Here is a 22,234-nt window from a genome sequence, read left to right as displayed (position 1 = left end):
GGCACATGACCGGAAAGCGCCCCCGGCCGCAGCCCTCTCGGCGACCCGCTCGGCACACTGCTCACCAGGTGGGGGGCGTGTACTCAACTTCGCCACGGGATCTGGAACGGCCCGGCAGGGAATGCGAGGCTGAGGCCGTGGCTGACATCGGACGTCGATCGATCCTCACCGCGGCGGTGGCCGCGGCAGCGGGAGTGCCCTTCCTCACCGTCGTCGCCGACCGGGGCGACGCCGCCGGAGCGGCGGCCGACCGCTACGCATCCAACACCGAGCTGTACCGGAAGCTGGCCGACCGCGAGGGCATCGACTGGGCCCGGCGGTCCCGGCAGCCCTCCGGGCCCGTCCGCACCGCCGTCCTCGCCCCGCACGGCGGAGGCATCGAGGCCGGAACCAGCGAACTGTGCCTGGGCATCGCGGGCTGCCGACCGGAGCGGCCGGGTGAGGCGCTGTTCCCCGGCGCCGCCTACGGCTACTGGATGTTCGAAGGGCTCCGCAGCTCCGGCAATTCCGCCCTCCATGTGACCTCGGCGCACTGCGACGACCCCGTCGCACTCGCCCTGGTGCGCCGGAGCGACTTCGCGGTCTCGCTGCACGGCTGCCGCGCCGAGCAGCTGGCCGACGGACCGGTCGACCTCGCGCGGAGCAAGAACCGGGCCGTGGTCGTCGGCGGCCGGGACGCGCGGCTCAGGTCCGCGGTGAAGCAGGCGATCCGCGGATCCTTCACCTCGACGCAGATCACCGTGCTCGACGGCGACGACGTCCCCGGCCTGGACGGCGGGGACACCGCCAACATCGTCAACCGCACCTCCACCGGTCGCGGCGTCCAGCTGGAGATGACGGCCGAGCTGCGCGACGCGATGTTCGGCGATGCGTCGAGCCCGGCGAAGCGCCGCGCGACCTACGACGACTCCGGTGCCTGGTTCGGCACGTTCTGCACCGCCGTGCGCGGAGCGATCCGCGACCACGAGAACTGAACGCCACTGAATTCGGAGGCACCGGAAGCGGCGTCCGCTGTAGCCTTCCCGGATGGACGCGAATCGACTGCCGCTTTTCTGTGACACCGACTTGGCGGAACGCATCGAGCGGGCCGAGACACAACTCGTCACGAAAGGCAGCGAGGCCGCCCATCGCCGCAAGGGAGAGGGCGCGGGATTTCTCACACCGCTGTCAGGTGGAGTGGCGTCCTTCGCCGAAGACCACTCGCCGCTCAACAAAGTCGCCGGACTCGGATTCGGCGGCGTACCCGATGCGGCCGCGCTCGACGAGATCGAGCGCGCGTACGCCGACCGCGGCGCCCCCGTCCTGGTGGAGCTGGCCCACCTCGCCGATCCCGCCATCGGCGAACTCCTGACGGGACGCGGCTACCGCCTCACCTCGTACGAGAACGTGCTCGGCCTCCCCCTGACCGGTGAGCAGCGGCGCGTCGAACCCGAAGGCATCGAGGTCAGGCTCAGCGACGACGCGGAGTTCGAGCGCTGGCTGGAGGTCGTGGTCGACGGGTTCGCGCACCCCGACACCCAAGGCGTGCCCGCGCACGAGGAGTTCCCGTACGACGTCGTCGCCGCTGCCGTCCGCGACCTGGTCGGCGCCGCCGGAATGAGGCGCTACAGCGCCGTACGCGAGGGCGCCGTGGTCGGCGGGGCCAGCTTCCGTACGGCCGAGGGCGTCGCTCAGCTCACCGGCGCGGCAACGGCACCCGCGCACCGCCGTCGCGGCGTGCAGACCGCCCTCCTGACGGCCCGGCTCGCCGACGCAGCCGCGGCGGGCTGCGACATCGCCGTCATCACCACCCAGCCTGGTTCGAAATCCCAGGAGAACGCACAGCGCCAGGGATTCCACTTTCTCTACACCCGCGCCGTCCTGGTGAAGCAGATGTGACGGGCGGACGCAATTCCGCACCCGGCGATGAATTCCGAACAGGGCTCCCGAAGCTGATGAAGAGAGCGAGCTGCGAGCGGTACCACGCATGGTGGAACCGGCCGGAAGGAAAGACGTCACCCATTTCCATATGAGGGCACGGCGGAAACTCCGGGGAATCGGGCGAGCGGCCCGCGTAGGCACCTCGCCGCCGCCCGCGCGCCCACCGCCCAGCGGCGAAAAATGCCGGTACGGTCCCTTTTCATGGTGATTCTTCGTCTCTCCCGTTCGCTGCGCCGGGGCTGCGTCGCCCTGCCGCTCGTGGCCGCCCTGCTCGCGCCGACCGCCGCCGTCGGCGATGAGCGGCCTGTACCGGAGCACCTGTTCGGCTCGGCGATCCGCACCATGCCGACCCAGGAGAAGGTCGTCGCGCTCACCTTCAACGCGGCTTGGAACGACGAGGGCCTGGACGCCGTGCTGTCCGTCCTGCGTGAGGAGAAGGCCTCCGCCACCTTCTTCCCCACGGGCGACTTCGCCGAGCGCCTCCCCGACGCCGTCCGGCGCATCGCCGCGGCGGGCCACGGGCTCGGGAACCACTCCCACACCCACCCGCACTTCGGCTCCCTCACCCCCGCCGGACGCGCCGCGGAGGTCAACGCCGCCGACGACGCCGTGCGTGTGGCCGCCGGCACCGAACCGCTGCCCTTCTTCCGCTTCCCCTACGGCGACACCACCCCCACGCAGATCGCCGAGGTCAACTCGCTGGGGTACGCCGACATCGAGTGGACCACCGACACCAACGGCTACCTGGGGCCCGCCGGCGGGATGACCGTGGAGAAGGTCGTCGACCGCGCTCTGGCCGCCCTCACGCCGGGCGAGATCATTCAGATGCATGTCGGTCAGGGCACCGGCCAGGGTCCTGTCCTCGACGCGGACGCCCTCCCCGAGATCATCGACGCCGTACGGGCGCGTGGTTACGAGATCGTCGACCTGCGCACGCTTCTCACGGCCCCGGCCGCACCGGCCGTCACGCAACAGCGCGACGCGGGCGTGCTGATGCCCGCGCTGGTGCCCTGGGACTCCGCGTCGGCCGCGATGCGTTCCGGTCCCGGTCTGCCGCTCCGGCTGTGGTGAAACGGCAGGCGCCGCCGACCGGATGATGCAGCGACGGGGCCCCGCCCGCACGGGTGGGGCCCCGTCGCCGTATGCCGATTCGGCATGAAGGCGTGCGAGGGCGCATTGGCTCGTATGCCGCGCCCTGCGTGAGGGTGGCGGAGCGTTCCGGCTCGCGTCCGTGATGCGGACGGCCGGAACCAGTTCGGGGACGGGGGACTCCTTCAGTACAGGTATGCCCGGTGTGGGGCGTTCACCGTGTTGGCGTTATTTGTCATGTTCTGCGCCAATTCCAGTCGCCCGTCCACGACCGCGCACGCACCCGTACATGGAGGAAGGACCGATGATGATCACCGGACACCCCGCCCGCCGCGGCGACGCCGACGCCACCGAGGTGGCGTCGTGAACCGGACCATACGCCACATAGCCGTCTTCTGCGGGGTGCTGGCCATGGCGGTGCTGGCACGGGCGACCTGGGTGCAGTTCGTCGACCACAAGGAGCTCTCCGAGCACCCCGACAACCGCCGCGTGGCGATCGGCACGTTCGCCCAGCCCCTCGGCGACATCATCGTCGGCGGCAAGGCCGTCACCGGTTCCACCGAGACCCCCGGCTCCGACCTCCGCTGGAAGCGGACCTACACCAACGGCCCGATGTACGCGCCGGTGACCGGCTTCCTCTCCCAGGCCCAGGGCTCCACCTTTCTCGAAGGCGTGAACAAGGACCTGCTCAGCGGCGGCGACCCGCGCCTCGGGACCAATCCGCTCGACATGCTCTCCGGCGGCAAGCAGCCGGGCGGGGACGTCATCACCACCATCGACCCCGCCGCGCAGAAGGCCGCCTACCGCGGTCTGACCCGACTCGACGCCAAGGGGGCCGTCGTGGCGCTGGACCCGCGCAGCGGCAGGATCCTGGCGATGGCGTCCACCCCCTCGTACGACCCCGGCGTCTTCTCCGGACTGTCCGGCAAGGAGGGCGAGGCGTTCCGCAAGCTGGACAAGGACAAGGGCAAGCCGCTGCACAACCGGGCGATACGGGAGGCCTATCCGCCCGGCTCCACCTTCAAGATCCTCACGGCGGCCGCCGCGCTCGAGCACGGGACCGTCACCGACATCGACAAGCCGAGCGGCGCCCCGGCCCCGTACCGACTGCCGCAGAGCACCACCGAGATCGGGAACGTGGTCCCCAACTCCCAGTGCGACGGCGTCTCCCTGAAGACGGCCCTGCAGTGGTCGTGCAACAACGTCTTCCTGGACGCGGCCCACACGCTGGGCCAGGACAAGATGCGGGACACGGCGGAGAAGTTCGGCTTCAACAAGGAGCAGTTCACCCCCGTGCGCACCGTCGCGAGCGGCTATCCGAAGGACCTCGACCAGCCCGGGACCGCACTGACGGGCATGGGCCAGGGCAGTGTGATCGCCACGCCGCTGCAGATGGCCATGGTCACGGCCGGCCTGGCCAACGACGGCAAGGTCATGAAGCCCTACCTGGTCGACGAATTGCGCGGCTCGGACCTGTCGACCGTCCAGAAGTACGAACCCGAGGAACTGGACCAGGCCGTCTCGCCGCAGACCGCGAAGACGGTGCAGCAGATGATGGAACACACCGTCGACGAAGGGACGGCCGACAAGGTCCGCATCCCCGGCGTCACGGTCGGCGGCAAGCCCGGAACGGCCCAGCACGGCGCCGATGTGCGGGACGAGCGCCCGTACGCCTGGTTCGTCTCGTACGCCAAGAACCCCGACGGCGGGTCACCGGTCGCGGTCGCGGTGTTCGTCGATCCCGAGGACATGAACATCTCCCGTTCCGAGATCGCGGGCGGACGCCTGGGCGCGCCGATCGCCAAGGCGGTCATGAAGGCCGTACTCGACCAGTAGCCGAGCCGATCTCCGGTATGCATACAGGGTCGGGGCTGCGAACCGAAGCCGGAATCCGTAGCCCGGAGTACCGGACCTGACGAGGAGGGCTCAGGTGCGCATCGGCGTATCCGGCACCCATGGAACGGGGAAGACGACCCTCATCGAGGACGTCTGCGCCCGCCTGCCCGGCCACGGTTCCGTCGAGGAGCCCTACCTCCTGCTCGAGGAGGAGGGCCACCTCTTCGGCCATCCGCCATCGCCCGATGACTACCGCGTGCAGCTGAGGCGATCCCTGCTCCTGCTGCGCTCACCCGCGGAGCGGATCGTCTTCGACCGCACACCGGTGGACTTCCTCGCCTACCTGGCGGCGTACGGCCATGACGTCGAGGAGGAGGCGGACCCGGACGTACTGGAGTCGGCCATGGCGAGCCTGGACCTCCTGGTCGTACTGCCGATCACGGCCGAGACGGAACGCTTCCTGCCGGAGGCGGACCTGCCCCGCCTCCGGCAGACCGTGAACGACGCGCTGCTGGGCCTCGTCCACGACGATCCGCTCGGCGCCTGGAGCGACCTGCCGATCCTCGAAGCGACCGGGCCGCTGGAGCGGCGGACCGAAGCGGTCCTCGCGGCGGCGGCCCGTCTGGATCGCCCCTGAGCCTCTGCATCCGCGCAGGTCAGGGGCTTCGTACTCCCCGAAGAGTACGGCGTGGTGCGCGCGGTGTCTCCTCCGGGTGCAGCGGGTGTCTGCCACGGCCGGATGTGCGGGGCCTCGCCCGTTGGGCAGGGTGTGTCGTGCCAGCGTTCCTCCTGTGCGCCGTACGCGGAGGTGCGTCGTGACGGCGGGGAGGTACGCCATGGACGAGTTCTTCGAACTTTCCGGGCGCGCGCATGCGACGGTCGTTCCGGTGGAGGGGTACGGGGCCCTGGAGGGGTCCGAGACGGGGTGGTGGGACGTGACGCTGCCGATCATCACGGCGGACGGCCATCCGGGAACCCACACCTTCGTCACCTGTGCCCCCACCGCGGACGAGGCGTTCCATGCCGCCATTCGCGACGCCGTGACGGCGAAGGCCCGGCGCAGGCGGCGCGACGCGGACATCGACATCTCGGTGGCGTTCGTCGTGCCGCGTCAGGACTAGGAGCGCGTACGTCCTCCGTATGTCCTCCCCGTCGGAGTCGGACGTCTCCGCCGGGGCCCGCGGGCGGCCGTCCACGCCCGCGCGGCGGCGTCCCCGGGATCCCGGACGGTCCCGGGGACGCCGTGCCGGGCGCGTCGACTCACCCGGTGAACGGCCGCTACCGGCCGACCTCTTCGAGCCACTGGTGCGCGCTGCGCGGCTTCAGGCCCAGGATGCGCTGGGCGCTGTTGTCGGCGGCGATCGTGTTCTCCGTCGCGGTGGCGAACCACGCGTAGAGACCGGCGACGCCCGCGGCCCCGCCGGCTCCGATGACGGGGGAGAGCTGACGGCCGAACTCCTCGGGGGTGATGGGCTCGTAGGAGACCGTCCGGCCGATGTGGGCGCCGAAGGCCGCGGCGATGTCAGGTCCGGTCAGGCCCGGATGCTGTCCGACGGCGACGGTGCCGGTGATGTCGGTACGGTCGAACAGCGCGGCCGCGGCATCGGCGTTGTCCAGGTGCGAGGACCAGGAGACGGGGAAGTCCGCGCGGAGCGGGTAGCGCAGCACCCCTTCGGCACGGACGGCGTCGAGGACGGGCGGCAGCAGGAGGTTCTCCAGGAACAGCCGCGGAGCGATCACCGCGTACGACAGACCGGTCTCCTCCAGCCCGCGTATCAGGGTGGGGACGGCGGCGTCTGCCCCGGCCTGGAGCGGTGAGCCGGGGCTGTCGACGACCGCGCCGCTGGTGGAGACCACCACCCGGCCGGGCCGCGCCACGGAGAGCGCGGCGACGATGGTGCCCGCGTACGCCGCACGCTCCTCCTCGGGGCCGATCGGCAGGTGCACGAACACGCCGTCGGCGCCCTCGTAAGCGGCCGTCAGCTCGTCGACGGAGGAGTAGCGCGCGGCGACGACCGGGGTGCCGTCGTCGGCGGTGCCCGCCTTCCGGGCCGCCGCGACCACCGGCTTCCCGGCGGCCTTCAGCCGGTTCAGGACAGGAGTGCCTTGGGCGCCCGTGGCGCCATGGATCACATAGCTCATGGCGTCATTAGTGCATACGATGCACTGGTTACATCAACTGCACTATTGGGGTAGCGTCGGAACTGTGACACCGCACATACCGCCGCTGCCCGACTGCGGGGTCGCCCGGTTCCTGACCGTCCTGGAAGGACCGTGGGCGACCCTGATCGTGCGCGAACTGCTGCCGGGCAAGCGCCGTTTCTCCCAGCTGCGCGACGCGCTGCCCGGCATCAGTCCCCACACCCTGACCAGCCGCCTGCGCAGGTTCGAGGCGTACGGGATCGTGATCCGCTCCGTCCATCCCGAGGTGCCGCCACGCGTGGAGTACGAGCTCACGCCGCTCGGTCAGGGGCTGCGAGGGGTGCTCGACGCGATGGCGGAGTGGGGGAATTCCCTCCCCGACTCCCTCGCCGAACCGGGATCGGACGGTCCATCCGCTGCGGAGCCGACACACTCGATACCGGCCGCGACAGCGAAGCCGTGAACCCCTCCCGGTCGGACCGGACGCCGCGCAGAGTGGTGGAACACCCCGAGGGCGGCCGGATCCGTCCGACGGTTCCGGACAAGGGAGTTGAGGGCTCGTGCAGGTCACGAAGTGGGGACACGCCTGTGCCCGGCTGGAGAAGGACGGACAGTCCGTCGTCATCGACCCGGGGGAACTCACCGAGCCCGAAGCCCTCGACGGAGCCGACGCGGTGCTCATCACCCACGAGCACTGGGACCACTTCGACGAGGGACGACTGCGCAGCGCTCTGGAAGCCGACCCGGCACTGCACGTGTGGACGATCCGCTCGGTGGCAGAGCGCCTGACCGGCCACCGGGACCGCGTCACCGTCGTAGGAGACGGGGACACCTTCACCGCGGCAGGATTCGTCGTCGAGGCGCACGGCACACTGCACGGGGAGATCCACCCGGCGGTCCCGCGCAGCGCCAACACCGGCTTCTTCCTGGACGGTTCGGTCTTCCACCCCGGAGACGCCCTGACCGTCCCCGACGCACCGGTCGACACCCTCATGCTCCCCGTCCACACCCCGTGGCTCGACGTCGCGGACGTCGTCGACTACGTGGCCGAGGTCGCGCCGCGCACGACGATGGGCGTGCACGACGGTCTGCTGCGCGAGCCCGGCGCCGTGGAGTACGGGCGGATCATCGCCGCGCTGCAACCCCGCATCCCGTACCGGCTCCTCGCCCCCGGCGAGACCGCCGAGCTCGCCACCCTGTGACGGCGCACGCCGGTCCCTAGTCGACCGATGCCTTCAAGGCGACCACGATCAATCCGAGAAACGTGGCGAGGAGCGCGGACACGATCAACGGTCTGCCCCGGAGGCCGCCCCGTCGCGCGCCGACCACGCCGAAGCTGCCGAGCAGCAGCACCGTGAAGTAGACGGCGATCTCCAGAGCGACGGTGGACGTCGCGCCGCACAGCACGGCCAGCAGGAGTACCAGCATCGGGGCCAGGGCGGACTGGATGATCCCCGACTGCGAGCGCATCGTGGCCGGCAACCGCCGCCCCGAGAACGGCACGCCCCGCTCGGCGCGCACCAGACCCTCCGCATAGACGTGCGCGAGCCAGTAGATCACCACGGTCGCCGGGACGTTGACCAGCACGTCTTCGAGGTGCACGGGCGGATCCGAGTACGCGGCCAGGACCGCCCCGGTGATGACCGTGCCGTAGACCGCATGTTCCGGGTGGTTCAGGGGCAGCAGCAGTCGCCCCAGAGCCACCGACCACTCCCGCACGCGCATGGGCGCCATCATCCCTGCTCCGGTGGGCTTCTGACGCAACGACACCCCAGCCCTGTCGCCGGACCACCGTGCCGCCGTCCCGGCCGGTTCCTCGTGCTGCCGTTTCGCATCGCCGACCGCTCGGAGTGCCGGAGATCCGCGCTGCCGGAGAGCCGCCACAGCCGATCGGCCGCCCCCGTCCGCGGTGACCGGAAAGCGTCCCGGTCCCTCGTGGGCGGTGGTCGTACCACCCCGTACTTCCGGGCCTTCGGCGCAGTTCGCCGGGGCCGGCGTCAGAGAGTCGTCAAAGCGGCCGCCGCGGCCGTTAGAGGGCCGTCAACGACCCGCACGAACCGATGCGCGGGGAGGTTTCCTCGAGAGGTCAGATCAAGCCGAACCTTTCAGGAGCTCACGATGGCCGACGTGGCCTTCGTCGTCACCACGCTTGCGGTCTTCGCGCTGGTGGCGCTCATCGCCAAGGGGGTGGCGAAGCTGTGACCACCGAGAACATCGTCGGCCTGGTCGTGGCCGCCGCCCTGCTGGGCTATCTCGTCCTCGCCCTCGTCAAGCCGGAGAGGTTCTGAGCACGGATATGAGCCCCTTCCTCGCCGGTGTGCTCCAGCTGCTCGCGCTCATCACCGCGCTGGCCCTGGCGTACCGCCCGCTCGGCGACCACATGGCCGGTGTCTACGGCTCCACGAAGCACCTTCGCGTGGAGAAGTGGATCTACAAGGCCATCGGCGCCGATCCGGCCACCGAGATGCGCTGGCCCGCGTACCTGCGCGGCGTCCTGGCCTTCTCCCTGGCCGGTGTCCTCCTCCTCTACCTGCTGCAGCGCCTCCAGGGCAGCCTGCCGGGTTCGCTCGGCTTCGCGTCCATCGACCCGGACCAGGCGTTCAACACCGCCGCCTCCTTCGTCACCAACACCAACTGGCAGTCGTACTACGGCGAGCAGGCCATGGGGCACCTCGTCCAGACGGGCGGCCTGGCGGTGCAGAACTTCCTCTCCGCCGCCGTCGGCATGGCCGTCGCCGTCGCGCTCGTCCGCGGCTTCGCCCGGTCCCGTACCGGTGAGCTGGGCAACTTCTGGGCCGATCTGGTGCGCGGTACGGTCCGCATCCTGCTGCCCCTCTCCGTGATCGCCGCGATCGTGCTGGTCGCCTGCGGCGCGATCCAGAACTTCTCCGGGATCCACGAGGTCGGCCAGTTCATGGGCGGCTCGCAGCAGTGGAACGGCGGAGCCGTGGCCTCGCAGGAAGCGATCAAGGAGCTGGGCACCAACGGCGGCGGCTACTTCAACGCCAACTCGGCCCACCCGTTCGAGAACCCCACCCCGTTCTCCAACCTCTTCGAGATCTTCCTCATCCTGCTGATCCCGTTCGCCCTGACGCGCACCTTCGGCCGCATGGTCGGCAGCATCAAGCAGGGCTACGCGATCCTCGCCACGATGGCGACGATCTGGATCGGATTCGTCCTGCTGATGTGGTGGACGGAGTTCGCCCACCACGGGGCCGCCTTCGACATCGCCGGCGGCGCGATGGAGGGCAAGGAGCAGCGCTTCGGCATCGGTGCCTCGTCGATCTTCGCGGTGTCGACCACGCTCACCTCGACCGGCGCCGTGGACGCGTTCCACTCCTCATTCACCGGCCTGGGCGGCGGGATCACGATGCTCGGGATGATGCTGGGCGAGATCGCGCCCGGTGGTGTCGGATCCGGCCTCTACGGAATCCTGATCATGGCGATCCTGGCCGTGTTCATCGCGGGCCTCATGGTCGGCCGCACCCCCGAGTACCTGGGCAAGAAGATCGGCACGCGCGAGATCAAGCTCGCCGCCCTCTACATCCTGGTCACCCCGGCGCTGGTGCTGTGCTTCACCGCCGCGGCCATGGCCCTGCCCACCCCGGCGAACTCGATGACGAACTCGGGCGCGCACGGCTTCTCCGAGATCCTCTACGCGTACACCTCGGGCGCCAACAACAACGGTTCGGCCTTCGCGGGCCTGAACGCCGACACCCAGTGGTTCAACACCACCATCGGTCTGGCGATGCTGCTCGGCCGCTTCGTCCCGATCGTCTTCGTCCTGGCGCTGGCCGGCTCGCTGGCCGAGCAGAAGCCGGTCCCGGAGACGGCAGGCACCCTGCGCACCGAGAAGCCCCTCTTCACGGGCCTGCTCGTCGGCACGATCCTCATCATCACCGGTCTCACCTACTTCCCGGCACTGGCTCTCGGGCCCATGGCGGAGGGGCTGTCGTGACGACCGCCGACACGAAGACGACCCACCGGAAGAAGTCCGAGGACTCCATGTCCACTCCCACACCGACGTCCACGTCCACACCTTCCAGGGCACCGCACCGCGACGTGCCCAGCGGCAGCACGACCGGGCCCGGCCGCGTCGGCGCCGGCGTCTTCGACGCACGGCAACTGGTCACGTCGCTGCCGGACGCCCTGCGCAAGCTCGACCCCCGCGTGATGGTCTCGTCCCCGGTCATGTTCGTGGTCCTGGTCGGATCCGTCGCGACCACCGTGCTCGCCCTGAAGGACCCCGGGAACTGGTTCGGCTGGGCCATCACGGCCTGGCTGTGGCTGACGGTCGGCTTCGCCAACCTGGCCGAGGCGGTCGCCGAAGGCCGTGGCAAGGCGCAGGCCGACACCCTGCGCAAGGCCAAGACGGACACCGTCGCCCGCCGTCTCACCGCGGACGGACGAGCCGAGGAGCGCGTACCGGGTACGGATCTGCGCATCGGTGACCTCGTCGTCTGCGAGGCGGGCGACATCATCCCTGGCGACGGAGACGTCGTCGAAGGCGTCGCGAGCGTGGACGAGTCGGCCATCACCGGCGAGTCGGCCCCGGTCATCCGGGAGTCCGGCGGCGACCGGTCCGCGGTCACGGGAGGTACGAAGGTGCTGTCCGACCGGATCGTCGTCACGATCACGACGAAGCCCGGCGAGACCTTCATCGACCGGATGATCGGCCTCGTCGAAGGCGCGGCCCGGCAGAAGACCCCCAACGAGATCGCGCTGAACATCCTGCTCGCCTCGCTGACCATCGTCTTCCTGCTCGCCGTGGTCACCCTCAAGCCGTTCGCGATCCATGCGGGCGCCGACGGGCAGACCTCCCTCGTCGTCCTGACGGCGCTCCTGGTCTGCCTCATCCCGACCACCATCGGCGCGCTGCTCTCCGCCATCGGCATCGCGGGCATGGACCGGCTCGTCCAGCGCAACGTCCTGGCCATGTCCGGCCGCGCAGTCGAAGCCGCGGGCGACGTCTCGACGCTTCTGCTCGACAAGACCGGGACCATCACGCTCGGCAACCGTCAGGCCGCCGAATTCGTCCCCGTCCAGGACACGACGGCCGCCGAACTGGCCGACGCCGCACAGCTGTCGTCACTGGCCGACGAGACGCCCGAGGGCCGCTCCGTGGTCGTGCTCGCCAAGCAGAAGTACGGCCTGCGCGAACGCCACGAGGGCGAACTCGCGCACGCCGACTGGATCCCGTTCACCGCGCAGACCCGTATGTCCGGTGTGGACGTCGACGGGCGCAAGGTCCGCAAGGGCGCGGCGGCTTCGGTCATCGCCTGGGTGACGGAGCGCGGCGGCACCGTCGCCGACGACGCCGACGCGCTTGCGAGCCGGATCTCCGAGGCAGGCGGAACCCCGCTGTTGGTGGCCGCCGAGGACGACCAGGGAGCGCGGGTGCTCGGCGTCATCCACCTCAAGGACGTCGTCAAGGACGGCATGCGCGAGCGGTTCGACGAGCTGCGCCGTATGGGCATACGCACGGTGATGATCACAGGGGACAACCCGCTCACCGCCAAGGCCATCGCCGAGGAGGCCGGTGTCGACGACTTCCTCGCGGAGGCCACGCCCGAGGACAAGATGGCGCTCATCAAGCGCGAACAGGCCGGTGGGCGGCTCGTCGCGATGACCGGCGACGGGACGAACGACGCCCCGGCGCTGGCCCAGGCCGACGTCGGCGTGGCCATGAACACCGGCACCTCGGCCGCCAAGGAGGCCGGGAACATGGTGGACCTGGACTCCGACCCGACCAAGCTCATCGAGATCGTCGAGATCGGCAAGCAACTCCTCATCACCCGGGGCGCGTTGACCACCTTCTCGATCGCCAACGACGTCGCCAAGTACTTCGCGATCATCCCGGCGATGTTCGCGGTGGCCTACCCGGGCCTGGACAAGCTCAACATCATGGGCCTGACCTCGCCGGAGTCCGCGATCCTCTCCGCGGTGATCTTCAACGCGCTGATCATCGTCGCCCTCGTACCACTGGCTCTGAGGGGCGTGCGGTACCGGCCGATGAGCGCCGACCGGATGCTCCGCCGCAATCTCGCGGTCTACGGACTCGGCGGCCTGATCGCCCCGTTCATCGGCATCAAACTCATCGACCTGCTCATCTCCCTCATCCCCGGAATCGGCTGATCGTGATGAACAACTCCATCGGGAACGCGGCCCGGGTCCTCGGGGCGGGACTCCGTACCCTCCTCGTCCTCACCCTGGTCTGCGGCGTGATCTATCCGCTCCTCGTCACCGGTGTGGCGCAGGCCCTCTTCCACCCCCAGGCCAACGGCTCGGAGGCCAAGAGCGGCGGAAAGGTCGTGGGCTCCACGCTGGTCGGGCAGCGGTACGACCTGCCCCTGAAGAAGGGCGAGGACACCCCGGCACCGGACCTGAAGTGGTTCCAGCCGCGGCCCTCGGGCGGCCTGGGCACCAACAGCGTCAACACCCGGTACAAGCTCATCCTCTCCGGTGCCACCAACCGGTCCGGCGACGACACCGAACTGATCCAGTGGGTGAAGGACGCCAAGGCGGCCGTGGTCAAGGACAACTCGACCGCGGACTTCACGGTCAGGCCGCGGGACGTACCGGCCGACGCCGTGACCTCATCCGGTTCCGGCCTGGACCCCGACATCTCCCCGCAGTACGCGGAGCTCCAGGTCCACCGCGTCGCCGAGAAGAACGGGCTCGCCGTCGCGGAGGTCCGGAAGCTCGTGGACGACCACACCACAGGACGCACTCTCGGCTTCATGGGGGAGCCCCGGGTCAACGTCCTTCAACTCAACGTCGCTCTCAGGGACTTGGTCAGGGGCTGACCATCCCGGGGGCTGAGGCGGGAGCCGTCGGCCGGGGAGCACCCGAGCCGGCGGCTCCAGCCCCATGCCCCCGTACGGCCGGGCTCGGCACGGCTCACGCCGGTGTCCTGCTCATCACCGGGCAGGAGGGGGAGCCCGATCGGTAGCGGGACGGCGGCCCGAGCGGTACGCGAAGCTGCGGATGGCCGATGCAGACGCGGACCGTCTTCCCCTCGACACGCGGAACGACGCACCACCACTCGGCCAGGCTCTCGACTATCTGCAGGCCGAAGCCGCCGCGCTCGCCGCGCAGGTCCTCCGGCACCAGTACGGGCGCCAGGGGACTCGGGTCGTCGATGTCGAGGACGAGGCAGGTGCTGTCCCACGTCAGGCGCATGGCCTCGGGGCCCAGGGTGTGACGGCACGCGTTGCTCACCAGCTCACCGGCGATCAGCGCGGCGGCGTCGATCAGCTCCTTGACCACCGGTCCGCCGTCGGCGGTCAGACCGACCGCGGCCAGGTGGCGGCGCACCGTGTTCCGCGCATGGCGCACCGGGTCACGCCGCAGTGCGAGATCCATGCAGCAGGATGTGTACGGGGCCGGCGGCCGTGGGGGCGACATGGGCCTGCTCCTTTCCGCCCTGCGTACGCGTCGGAACGTGTGCTGTCCCGACCACTGTCGCCCGCATTCCGCGGTGAACGGATCAGGGAAACCCCCCAGTGCGGCATGCCGACCGGACTGGCGGGGGACCGGCATACGGGCGAGGGGCGGCGCCGCGTGAGCGGCGCCCGCGGTTCGCGAGTGTCACGCGAGGCTCTGCACCAGGTCGCGCAGTTCCCGCCGGTTGGCTATGCCGGACTTCGTGTAGATGTTGCTCAGGTGGTATTCGACCGTCTTCGCGCTGACGTACAGCTCCTCGGCGATCTCCCGGTTCGTCCAGCCCTGGCCGACCAGTCGCGCCACGTCCTGCTCGCGGGCGGTGAGGAAGTTCCAGAAGCGTGCGGCCCGGTCGGCCGCAGCGGAGAGCTCCGGATCCTCGAGCAGGTCCAGGCACATCTGCACATAGGGCACCGCTTCCAGGTCGGAGAAGACCCGCGCGGTGGCGCGCAGACGATCCCGTCCCTCGTCCGAGCGGCCGGACTGCATCAGTACGCGTCCGAGCGCGAGACCGGTGAGGGCTCGGTGGAAGACGGGATCGTCACCGTCCGGGGGATGGGTGAGTCCGGACCGGAACTCCTGGACGGCTGCTTCGGCATCGCCGTCCGCTGCCAGGATCTCTCCCCGCACCCAGTGGACCGCGACGTTTCGCAGGGCTCCGGAGGAGCCGCTGCCGCTCAGCCGGGCCAGTGCCTCCTCGGCCGAGTCCCGGTCACCGATCGACGCGCACGCGGAGCCGAGGAACGGCAGGTACCACACCGCGTAGAGCCCCGAGCGGGTCGCATTCGCCAGCTCGCCGTCCGCCTTCTTCGTCAGCTGGGCGACGCGCTGCTGGTTTCCCCGGGCGTGCTCGATGAAGGCGGACGTCATGGTCCGGTGGAACTCGGGACCGGAGAAGTCGAAGACCCGTGTCGAGTGCTGCGATTCGGCGAGGTCGACACCTGCCGCGTCCCAGTGCCCCTGGGCCGCGTGGAGAAGGGCCGACAAACAGTGCAGGGAGCTGAACTCCACCGGACGGCCCGTGGTGCGGGCGACGTCGAACGCCAGGGAGACCTCGCGCCGGGCCTCGTTCCACTCGCCGAGCAGGAACAGGCACCACGTCTTGTGCACATGCGCCACGGCGACGTTGCCCCGCGCGGCTCCCACCGGCCTTCGCCGCGTGACCACCGACAGATCGGAGACCGCCTCGCTGAGACGGCCGGAGAGACCGCGCAGGAACCCGCGGTGCGTCAGCGCCTCGATCTCGATGTTCTCGACCTCGACCGGGTTCTCCGGAAGCCCGGCCAGCTCCTCCAGCCCCGCGGACGAGCCGTCCATGAGGGCACGACCGTGCGCCGCCGCGGCTTTCGCCGTTCCCGAGACCAGCGACCGGGGGTGGTGGGCCAGGGCGAAGGTCGCGGACGCGAGGCTGGCCTCCCCCAAGCCCAGCGAAGCCTGGACCCCCGCCAGTGAAGCCGCCGCGTACGCCGCGTCGGACTGCGCCCCGGCCGCGTCGTATCCGTCCACTGCGAGCTGGAGGTGGTGGCGGGCGGTGGCATCCATGCCTTCCGCGAAGAACAGCAGCCCCAGCACCTCGTCCTTGAACGGCGAGGCGGGGGTGTCGAGCACGTCGTCCCGGTAGTACAGCGCGCGGTGGTACTGGCCGCTGATCACCAGCAGGCGTACGGCGTTCAGCAGGGCGGCGGGGCGCCCCTGGCTGTCGGGGTCCATCTCGGCGACGCCGAGGGAGAGTTCGGCCGCGAGGGGGAGGTTTCCGCCCTTCAGCTCCGCGGCGGACGCTCCCCGCAGTGTCTCCGCCAGCTCGCCGTCGTACGCATCGGCCGCCGCGATGCTGTGCCGCCACTTCGCGGGCGGCTCGAGAAACTCCGCGATACGCCGGTGCATGTGCCGTCGTTCCGACGGGGGGATCGCGGAGTACAGGGCGTCTCTCTGCCCCTTGTGCACGAGCCGAAGGCGAGGTACACCCGCGGTCCTGTCCCATTCGGCGGCGCCGGAATCGATGAGTGGCTCGACTTCCTCGGTCAGACGATCGGAATCGATGAGCTGGCGGAGAAACGGGATGTTCGCCGAGGAATTGAGGACGGCGAGGTACTGCAGCGCGCGCCGGCCCGTCGGAGGAAAGGCCGAGGTCCACCGGTCCACCGCATCCGCCAGCGTGCGGGGTATCTCGATCAGCGAGGGATCCTCCGGCACGTGGGAGCCGGAGCGGGCTCCGAGGACCGCGCGGATGTACAGCGGATTTCCGCCGGTCCAGTCCATGAGGTTCGCCATACGGGAAGCGGAGGGAATGTCGGCCCCGTGTGTCTTGATGAATTCCTCGGCTTCCGGCGTGGTGAATCCGCCGAGAGATATTTCCGTGAAGCGTTCGTTGTGCGGGGTCAGCCCCATGCCTTTGCGGGTGGAGGAGGCGTTCTCGGTGTTCACGACCACGAGAATCGGATCGGCCCACAGCCGGAGAAACGTGAATCCCAGAACGTGCAGGGAATCGGTGTCGAGAAGTTCGGCGTCCTCGATGACGAGAACCAAAGGTGCGTCCGTCGTTCTGGCGTCGTCCAGAGCTTTGATCAGCTTCCCGCCGATCTCCATGACCGACATGTCGCGGAGTTCGTCGAGCGAGCTGAGGTGTGTGCGCCCGCCCGTGGAATCCAATGACGCGAGCAGTCGGTGTGCGGCAGCGAAGGGAAACTTCTTCTCCCCGGGCATGCCATGGAGGGAAACCTCCGAGCTGTCGCTCAGCGAGGACAGGAACCGTTCCGTGAGGGCGCTCTTACCGGCACCGGCCGGTCCCGAGACGAACACGATCCGGATCCCCCGGTCCCGAGCCTCTTCCAACGCCGTGAACATGCGTGCCAGTTCACGGGTTCGGCCTATGAAAGGGGAGGCTCTCTGATCTTCCATACAGCGCTCCTGGGCGCGGCAGCCACGTACGGAGGTCCACCTCGCCGCTGGTGTACGGCGCCTTTGCGGTGCCGGTCGCGGAGTGATGTCCGGGAAAAGGTGTCCGGAGAATCGCGAGATCTCCGGATTACCGTTCCGGGCCGGAATGGGCACGGCGGGGGCATGCGTGTCGTATTCTCCATGCCATTTTACATGACGCGTGGCATGAATTCCGTTTCGCGCGGCCCGGCCGCAGTTCACCTCGAGTCGCTCGCATCGGAGGTGGCAGAGGGGTGACCGCAGGACCGGAGGCCCCTGGATCTCATGGGCGCGTCAACCGGCCGTCCTGTGCTTCCTCTTGACAAACGGCGACACCCCGAGGTTTGCTGACTGATCAGTTAGTCAATCTCTCGGGCGTGTGGCGCGACGGCCCGTTCCGGGGGATTCCGGAGGGCCGAGAGTAGGGGTGAACACAGTGCGTCCGACCCTGGCGGGGACCGACTACCACGACCCGGCGATCTTTCAACTCGACCGCGAGTCCATCTTCTTCAGGTCCTGGATCTGTGTCGGGCGCACGGAAGATCTGCTCGAAACCGGGCAGTGGATCACCGCCGACGTCGCGGGGGAGAGCGTCCTCATCACCCGGGACGCGAACGGCGCGCTCCAGGCCTTCTACAACGTGTGCCGTCACCGGGGATCGAGGCTCTGCGACGGCGAGTCCGGCCGTGTGCGGTCGGCCTTCAGCTGTCCCTACCACGCCTGGACCTACACGCTCGACGGCCGGCTGCGGGGAACTCCGAACGTCGACCGGAGTGAAGTCGTGCGGGACGAGTACGGGCTGTGGCCGGTCCATATCGACCAGTGGAACGGCTTCGTCTTCGTCAATCTCGACAAGGGCGAGCCCGCCTCACTGCGTTCTGAACTGGCCAAGAGTGACGGAGTCCTCGATCTCGAACGGTTCGACCTGGCCGTCCTCCGGCGGGGATTCCGGACGACGCACGACGTGCAGGCCAACTGGAAGATCCTGGTCGCCAATTACAACGAGTGCCTTCACTGCCCCACCGTGCACCCGGAACTCGTGGATCTCGTGCCGGCCTTCCGCTCAGGGTCCGTCTTCGAAGAAGGCAGGGACGACGGAGGCGTCTCCCTGGCCGCCGGGCGGAACAGTGTGGCCGATGAGCCCGAGTCGAAGCTCCTGCCGATTCCCGGGATGACGGAGGACGCGTCAGCCTCGTACTTCGGCGCCCTGGTGTTCCCCGCCATGTTCCTGGACGTCAGCGGATGCGAGGCCATCGCCAGCACGATCCAGCCGACCGGCCCCACCAGCAGCAGAATCGTGACGGACTACCTGTTCCATCCCGACAGCGTCAGCAGCGAGGGCTTCGACCCCGCGCCCGTCGTCCGCTTCAACGAACTCGTGGCCCAGCAGGACAACGCCGTGTGCGAGCGCGCCCAGAAGGGCGTCATGTCGCGGGCCTTCACGCACGGGATCTACCCCGAGAAGGACGCGGAGGTCTACGCGTTCGACCTCCGCTACCAGCAGATGCGCGACGGCGTCGACGCCGGACCCCGGTGACGGTCACCCCCGCACCATGGGCGACGGCCGGAGCCGGGGTCAGGGGCTCGGCCGGGCGCAGTTCGGGCAGACGCCGCGGTAGGTGACCTCGACGACCTCGGACACCGTGAACCCGTAGCGCTCGTCCGCCGGGAGGTCGGCCAGCGGGTCGCCGGTCGGGTGCACGTCGCGGATGGTGCCGCACCGGGAGCACACCAGGTGCTGGTGCGGGCGGTGCGCGTTGGGGTCGTAGCGCTTGGCGCGCCCGTCGGTCGAGACCTCTATGACCTCACCGAGACCCACCAGCTCCCCCAGGATGTTGTAGACCGTCCCGCGGGAGATCTCGGGCAGACGCTGGGTCGCGCGCGCATGCACCTCGTCGGCCGTGAGGTGCACATGGTCGCCGTCGAGGACCTCAGCCACGACTCGCCGCTGGGAGGTCACTCGCCAGCCTCGCTCTCGCAGCCGGAGCAGCAGGTCACTCATGTCGGTTTCACCATTCAGGCTCGGTGGGCAGTGTTGGCACCGGAGGTCCGGCGAGGTTCCCGGAGTTTACCGGTTGAAGTCCGAGTTCCGATCGGATACGGGTCTGGCGTTCTTCTTGACCTGGACTGAGTCCATCGTAGGATCGGTTCCGGCAATAACCAAGGGACAGGGACTCCAGCACCTCGGAGGACGGACTGTGACGGGATCACCGCCGTGGAGACACGCGGCGCGAGGGCGGCGAAGGCCGCCGGCGCCGCGCTGCTGCGGGCCGTCCGGGACGCTGACCGCACCGGCGCTCGGGCGGCAGGCTCCGGGGATGCGTGATCGCGGGGCTCGCCTCGCCTCCACGCCGTTCGCGGGGCTCGCCACCCGCGCACCGCGGCGGTGCGGCCCCTGTGCTGTAGCGAGCCGGTCACGTTCCGGTCCGCGAGATGTGCCCGCTGCGGCCGTGGAGTGTGCCGGTCGCACGGCGCCGTCCCGGTCGTCAGCCGCGGGGCCGGTGAGAGCCCGAGCGCGCCCCGCCCGGCCGCGACGGCTCGTCGGTTCCTGACCGGACCGGAGGCCGTCCACCGGGGGGCCGTGGCCCCCGCTGTTCCATCGTCATCAGTTCCTGAGCACTGTGATCCGCCTGATCCGGGAAGGGTTCCCATGTCCGAGAACCATGAAGCAATCGTCGCCGACGCGAAGGACGAGGGCGCGGGTGGCTGCCCGGTCGCGCACGGGCGCGCGCCGCACCCGACCCAGGGCGGCGGGAACCGCCAGTGGTGGCCGGAGCGGCTCAACCTGAAGATCCTTGCGAAGAACCCCGCGGTGGCCAACCCGCTCGGCGAGGAGTTCGACTACGCCGAGGCGTTCAAGAGCCTCGACCTCCCGGCGGTCAAGCAGGACATCGCCGAGGTGCTGACGACCTCGCAGGACTGGTGGCCGGCCGACTTCGGGCACTACGGCCCGTTCATGATCCGTATGGCGTGGCACAGCGCGGGCACCTACCGGATCAGCGACGGCCGCGGCGGTGCCGGAGCCGGTCAGCAGCGCTTCGCCCCGCTCAACAGCTGGCCGGACAACGGGAACCTCGACAAGGCCCGCCGCCTGCTGTGGCCGGTCAAGAAGAAGTACGGCCAGAACCTGTCCTGGGCCGACCTCATGATCCTCGCCGGTAACGTCGCCCTGGAGTCGATGGGCTTCGACACCTTCGGCTTCGCGGGCGGCCGTGAGGACGTCTGGGAGGCCGAGGAGGACGTCTACTGGGGCCCCGAGACCACCTGGCTCGACGACGAGCGCTACACCGGCGACCGGGATCTGGAGAGCCCGCTCGGCGCGGTCCAGATGGGCCTGATCTACGTCAACCCCGAGGGTCCGAACGGCAACCCGGACCCGATCGCCGCGGCCCGCGACATCCGTGAGACGTTCCGCCGGATGGCGATGAACGACGAGGAGACGGTCGCCCTGATCGCGGGCGGCCACACCTTCGGCAAGACTCACGGTGCCGGCCCGGCGGACGCCGTCGGCCCCGACCCCGAGGCCGCCTCCATCGAGGAGCAGGGCTTCGGCTGGCGGAACAGCCACGGCACCGGCAAGGGCGGCGACGCGATCACCAGTGGCCTCGAGGGGATCTGGACCAACACCCCGACGGCCTGGGACAACAGCTTCTTCGAGATCCTCTTCGGCTACGAGTGGGAGCTGTTCAAGAGCCCGGCCGGCGCGAACCAGTGGCGTCCGAAGGAGGGCGCCGGTGCGGGCACCGTCCCCGACGCGCACGACGCGTCGAAGAGCCACGCCCCGACGATGCTGACGACCGACCTCTCCCTGCGGTTCGACCCGGCGTACGAGCAGATCTCGCGGCGGTTCCTGGAGAACCCGGCCGCGTTCGCGGACGCCTTCGCCCGCGCCTGGTTCAAGCTGACCCACCGCGACATGGGCCCGGTGGCGCGCTACCTCGGCCCCGAGGTCCCCTCCGAGACGCTGCTGTGGCAGGACCCGCTCCCGGCGCGGACGCACGAGCTCGTCGACGCCGGGGACATCGCCTCCCTCAAGAGCCGGATCCTCGACCAGGGCCTGACGGTGCCGGAGCTGGTGTCCACCGCGTGGGCCTCCGCCTCGTCCTTCCGCGGCAGTGACAAGCGCGGTGGCGCGAACGGTGCCCGTATCCGCCTGGAGCCGCAGAGCTCGTGGGAGGTCAACGACCCCGACCGCCTCGCGACGGTGCTGCGGGCGCTGGAGGGCCTCCAGGAGAGCTTCAACTCGGCCCAGACCGGCGGCAAGCGGATCTCGCTCGCCGACCTGATCGTGCTCGCCGGCGGCGCGGCAGTGGAGAAGGCCGCCAAGGACGCCGGGTTCGCGATCGAGGTTCCCTTCACGCCGGGCCGTGTGGACGCGACGCAGGAGCAGACGGACGAGGAGTCCTTCGCCGCGCTCGAGCCGTCCGCCGACGGGTTCCGCAACTACCTCGGGAAGGCCAACCGGCTTCCGGCCGAGTACCTGCTCCTGGACCGGGCGAACCTGCTGACCCTGAGCGCCCCGGAGCTGACCGTCCTGGTCGGTGGCCTCCGCGTCCTGGGCGCGAACTACCAGCAGTCGTCGCTGGGCGCCTTCACCGCCACCCCCGGGTCGCTGACGAACGACTTCTTCGTCAACCTCCTGGACATGGGCACCACATGGCACGGGGTGAACGGGGACTCGAACACCTTCGAGGGGCGCGACGCCGCCACGGGCGAGGTCAAGTGGAAGGGCACCCGTGCCGACCTCGTCTTCGGTTCCAACTCCGAGCTTCGGGCGCTGGCCGAGGTGTACGCGAGCGATGACGCGAAGGAGAAGTTCGTGAACGACTTCGTCGCGGCGTGGGAGAAGGTCATGAACCTCGACCGGTTCGACCTGATCTGATGCAAC

At 69.8% G+C, this 22,234-nt stretch carries 19 protein-coding genes; 14 read left to right on the top strand and 5 right to left on the bottom strand.

The window, feature by feature from the left end; all coding sequences use genetic code 11:
• The first annotated feature begins 137 nt into the window (after positions 1-137).
• The 6 genes from ABZ822_RS26750 (at position 138) to ABZ822_RS26725 (ending at position 5,966) form a co-directional block, all read left to right on the top strand.
• Complete coding sequence (locus ABZ822_RS26750; protein ID WP_360859411.1) at positions 138-974, top strand: poly-gamma-glutamate hydrolase family protein; 837 nt, start codon at positions 138-140, stop codon at positions 972-974.
• Between the two features lie 52 nt (positions 975-1,026).
• Complete coding sequence (locus ABZ822_RS26745) at positions 1,027-1,878, top strand: GNAT family N-acetyltransferase (RefSeq protein WP_360859408.1); 852 nt, start codon at positions 1,027-1,029, stop codon at positions 1,876-1,878.
• 243 nt (positions 1,879-2,121) lie between these two features.
• Positions 2,122-2,991 carry a polysaccharide deacetylase family protein gene (locus tag ABZ822_RS26740; protein ID WP_360859405.1) on the top strand — a complete coding sequence of 290 codons (870 nt, stop codon included), beginning with the start codon at positions 2,122-2,124 and terminating at the stop codon, positions 2,989-2,991.
• 381 nt (positions 2,992-3,372) lie between these two features.
• A complete protein-coding gene (locus tag ABZ822_RS26735; protein ID WP_360859402.1) occupies positions 3,373-4,845 on the top strand; it encodes a penicillin-binding protein 2 in 1,473 nt (490 codons plus the stop codon).
• A 94-nt stretch (positions 4,846-4,939) separates the two neighbouring features.
• A complete protein-coding gene (locus ABZ822_RS26730; protein WP_360859400.1) occupies positions 4,940-5,482 on the top strand; it encodes an AAA family ATPase in 543 nt (180 codons plus the stop codon).
• Positions 5,483-5,681: 199 nt separating this feature from the next.
• Positions 5,682-5,966, top strand: coding sequence for a hypothetical protein (locus ABZ822_RS26725; protein ID WP_360859397.1), 285 nt, complete (start codon positions 5,682-5,684; stop codon positions 5,964-5,966).
• Positions 5,967-6,123: 157 nt separating this feature from the next.
• Here ABZ822_RS26725 and ABZ822_RS26720 read toward each other — a convergent pair whose 3' ends face one another.
• Positions 6,124-6,987 (bottom strand): NAD(P)H-binding protein, encoded by an 864-nt coding sequence (locus tag ABZ822_RS26720; protein WP_360859394.1) that lies wholly within the window; start codon positions 6,985-6,987, stop codon positions 6,124-6,126.
• 64 nt (positions 6,988-7,051) lie between these two features.
• Between ABZ822_RS26720 and ABZ822_RS26715 the strand changes: the two genes are divergently transcribed.
• Positions 7,052-7,450, top strand: a complete 399-nt coding sequence (locus ABZ822_RS26715) for a helix-turn-helix domain-containing protein (RefSeq protein ID WP_360859391.1) — start codon at positions 7,052-7,054, stop codon at positions 7,448-7,450.
• Positions 7,451-7,547: 97 nt separating this feature from the next.
• Entirely contained in the window at positions 7,548-8,189 is a 642-nt protein-coding gene (locus tag ABZ822_RS26710; RefSeq protein ID WP_360859388.1) for an MBL fold metallo-hydrolase, read from the top strand.
• Between the two features lie 16 nt (positions 8,190-8,205).
• Here ABZ822_RS26710 and ABZ822_RS26705 read toward each other — a convergent pair whose 3' ends face one another.
• Entirely contained in the window at positions 8,206-8,712 is a 507-nt protein-coding gene (locus ABZ822_RS26705; RefSeq protein ID WP_360859385.1) for a hypothetical protein, read from the bottom strand.
• Between the two features lie 473 nt (positions 8,713-9,185).
• Here ABZ822_RS26705 and kdpF point away from each other — a divergent pair, with 473 nt between their 5' ends.
• The 4 genes from kdpF to ABZ822_RS26685 are packed head-to-tail and all read left to right on the top strand — an operon-like array spanning position 9,186 to position 13,793.
• Positions 9,186-9,275, top strand: a complete 90-nt coding sequence (kdpF, locus tag ABZ822_RS26700) for a K(+)-transporting ATPase subunit F (protein ID WP_360859382.1) — start codon at positions 9,186-9,188, stop codon at positions 9,273-9,275.
• Positions 9,276-9,283: 8 nt separating this feature from the next.
• On the top strand, positions 9,284-10,945 hold the full coding sequence (gene kdpA / locus ABZ822_RS26695) for a potassium-transporting ATPase subunit KdpA (RefSeq protein ID WP_360859379.1): 1,662 nt from the start codon (positions 9,284-9,286) through the stop codon (positions 10,943-10,945).
• A gap of 47 nt (positions 10,946-10,992) precedes the next feature.
• Positions 10,993-13,122, top strand: a complete 2,130-nt coding sequence (gene kdpB, locus ABZ822_RS26690) for a potassium-transporting ATPase subunit KdpB (RefSeq protein ID WP_360859430.1) — start codon at positions 10,993-10,995, stop codon at positions 13,120-13,122.
• A gap of 5 nt (positions 13,123-13,127) precedes the next feature.
• Positions 13,128-13,793 (top strand): potassium-transporting ATPase subunit C, encoded by a 666-nt coding sequence (locus ABZ822_RS26685; protein WP_360859376.1) that lies wholly within the window; start codon positions 13,128-13,130, stop codon positions 13,791-13,793.
• Positions 13,794-13,887: 94 nt separating this feature from the next.
• On the opposite strand, the gene ABZ822_RS26680 is transcribed toward ABZ822_RS26685, so the two are convergent.
• Together ABZ822_RS26680 and ABZ822_RS26675 are read right to left on the bottom strand one after the other, a co-directional pair.
• Positions 13,888-14,352: an ATP-binding protein gene (locus ABZ822_RS26680; RefSeq protein WP_360859373.1), complete on the bottom strand. Its 465-nt coding sequence runs from the start codon at positions 14,350-14,352 to the stop codon at positions 13,888-13,890.
• Between the two features lie 225 nt (positions 14,353-14,577).
• Positions 14,578-17,328 carry an AAA family ATPase gene (locus ABZ822_RS26675; protein WP_360859371.1) on the bottom strand — a complete coding sequence of 917 codons (2,751 nt, stop codon included), beginning with the start codon at positions 17,326-17,328 and terminating at the stop codon, positions 14,578-14,580.
• A gap of 445 nt (positions 17,329-17,773) precedes the next feature.
• On the opposite strand from ABZ822_RS26675, the gene ABZ822_RS26670 reads away from it, so the two are divergent.
• Positions 17,774-18,883, top strand: a complete 1,110-nt coding sequence (locus tag ABZ822_RS26670) for an aromatic ring-hydroxylating dioxygenase subunit alpha (RefSeq protein ID WP_360859368.1) — start codon at positions 17,774-17,776, stop codon at positions 18,881-18,883.
• Positions 18,884-18,922: 39 nt separating this feature from the next.
• On the opposite strand, the gene ABZ822_RS26665 is transcribed toward ABZ822_RS26670, so the two are convergent.
• A complete protein-coding gene (locus ABZ822_RS26665) occupies positions 18,923-19,348 on the bottom strand; it encodes a Fur family transcriptional regulator (protein WP_360859365.1) in 426 nt (141 codons plus the stop codon).
• Between the two features lie 648 nt (positions 19,349-19,996).
• Between ABZ822_RS26665 and katG the strand changes: the two genes are divergently transcribed.
• Entirely contained in the window at positions 19,997-22,228 is a 2,232-nt protein-coding gene (katG, locus tag ABZ822_RS26660) for a catalase/peroxidase HPI (protein WP_360859362.1), read from the top strand.
• The last annotated feature ends 6 nt before the right edge of the window (positions 22,229-22,234 follow it).

It is taken from the genome of Streptomyces sp. NPDC047108, from assembly GCF_040643575.1.
Taxonomy (GTDB): domain Bacteria; phylum Actinomycetota; class Actinomycetes; order Streptomycetales; family Streptomycetaceae; genus Streptomyces.
The sequence above is the reverse complement of the archived record's forward strand: the minus strand, read 5'-3'. Positions and strand labels throughout refer to the sequence as shown.

What these genes read in the sequence shown, in the direction of transcription:
- ABZ822_RS26665 (WP_360859365.1), bottom strand. Translation starts at nt 19,348, where the DNA reads ATGAGTGACCTGCTGCTCCGGCTGCGAGAGCGAGGCTGGCGAGTGACC.
- ABZ822_RS26745 (WP_360859408.1), top strand. Translation starts at nt 1,027, where the DNA reads ATGGACGCGAATCGACTGCCGCTTTTCTGTGACACCGACTTGGCGGAA.
- ABZ822_RS26705 (WP_360859385.1), bottom strand. Translation starts at nt 8,712, where the DNA reads ATGCGCGTGCGGGAGTGGTCGGTGGCTCTGGGGCGACTGCTGCTGCCC.
- ABZ822_RS26685 (WP_360859376.1), top strand. Translation starts at nt 13,128, where the DNA reads ATGAACAACTCCATCGGGAACGCGGCCCGGGTCCTCGGGGCGGGACTC.
- katG (WP_360859362.1), top strand. Translation starts at nt 19,997, where the DNA reads ATGTCCGAGAACCATGAAGCAATCGTCGCCGACGCGAAGGACGAGGGC.
- ABZ822_RS26675 (WP_360859371.1), bottom strand. Translation starts at nt 17,328, where the DNA reads ATGGAAGATCAGAGAGCCTCCCCTTTCATAGGCCGAACCCGTGAACTG.
- ABZ822_RS26725 (WP_360859397.1), top strand. Translation starts at nt 5,682, where the DNA reads ATGGACGAGTTCTTCGAACTTTCCGGGCGCGCGCATGCGACGGTCGTT.
- ABZ822_RS26680 (WP_360859373.1), bottom strand. Translation starts at nt 14,352, where the DNA reads ATGGATCTCGCACTGCGGCGTGACCCGGTGCGCCATGCGCGGAACACG.
- ABZ822_RS26740 (WP_360859405.1), top strand. Translation starts at nt 2,122, where the DNA reads ATGGTGATTCTTCGTCTCTCCCGTTCGCTGCGCCGGGGCTGCGTCGCC.
- kdpB (WP_360859430.1), top strand. Translation starts at nt 10,993, where the DNA reads ATGTCCACTCCCACACCGACGTCCACGTCCACACCTTCCAGGGCACCG.
- kdpA (WP_360859379.1), top strand. Translation starts at nt 9,284, where the DNA reads ATGAGCCCCTTCCTCGCCGGTGTGCTCCAGCTGCTCGCGCTCATCACC.
- ABZ822_RS26720 (WP_360859394.1), bottom strand. Translation starts at nt 6,987, where the DNA reads ATGAGCTATGTGATCCATGGCGCCACGGGCGCCCAAGGCACTCCTGTC.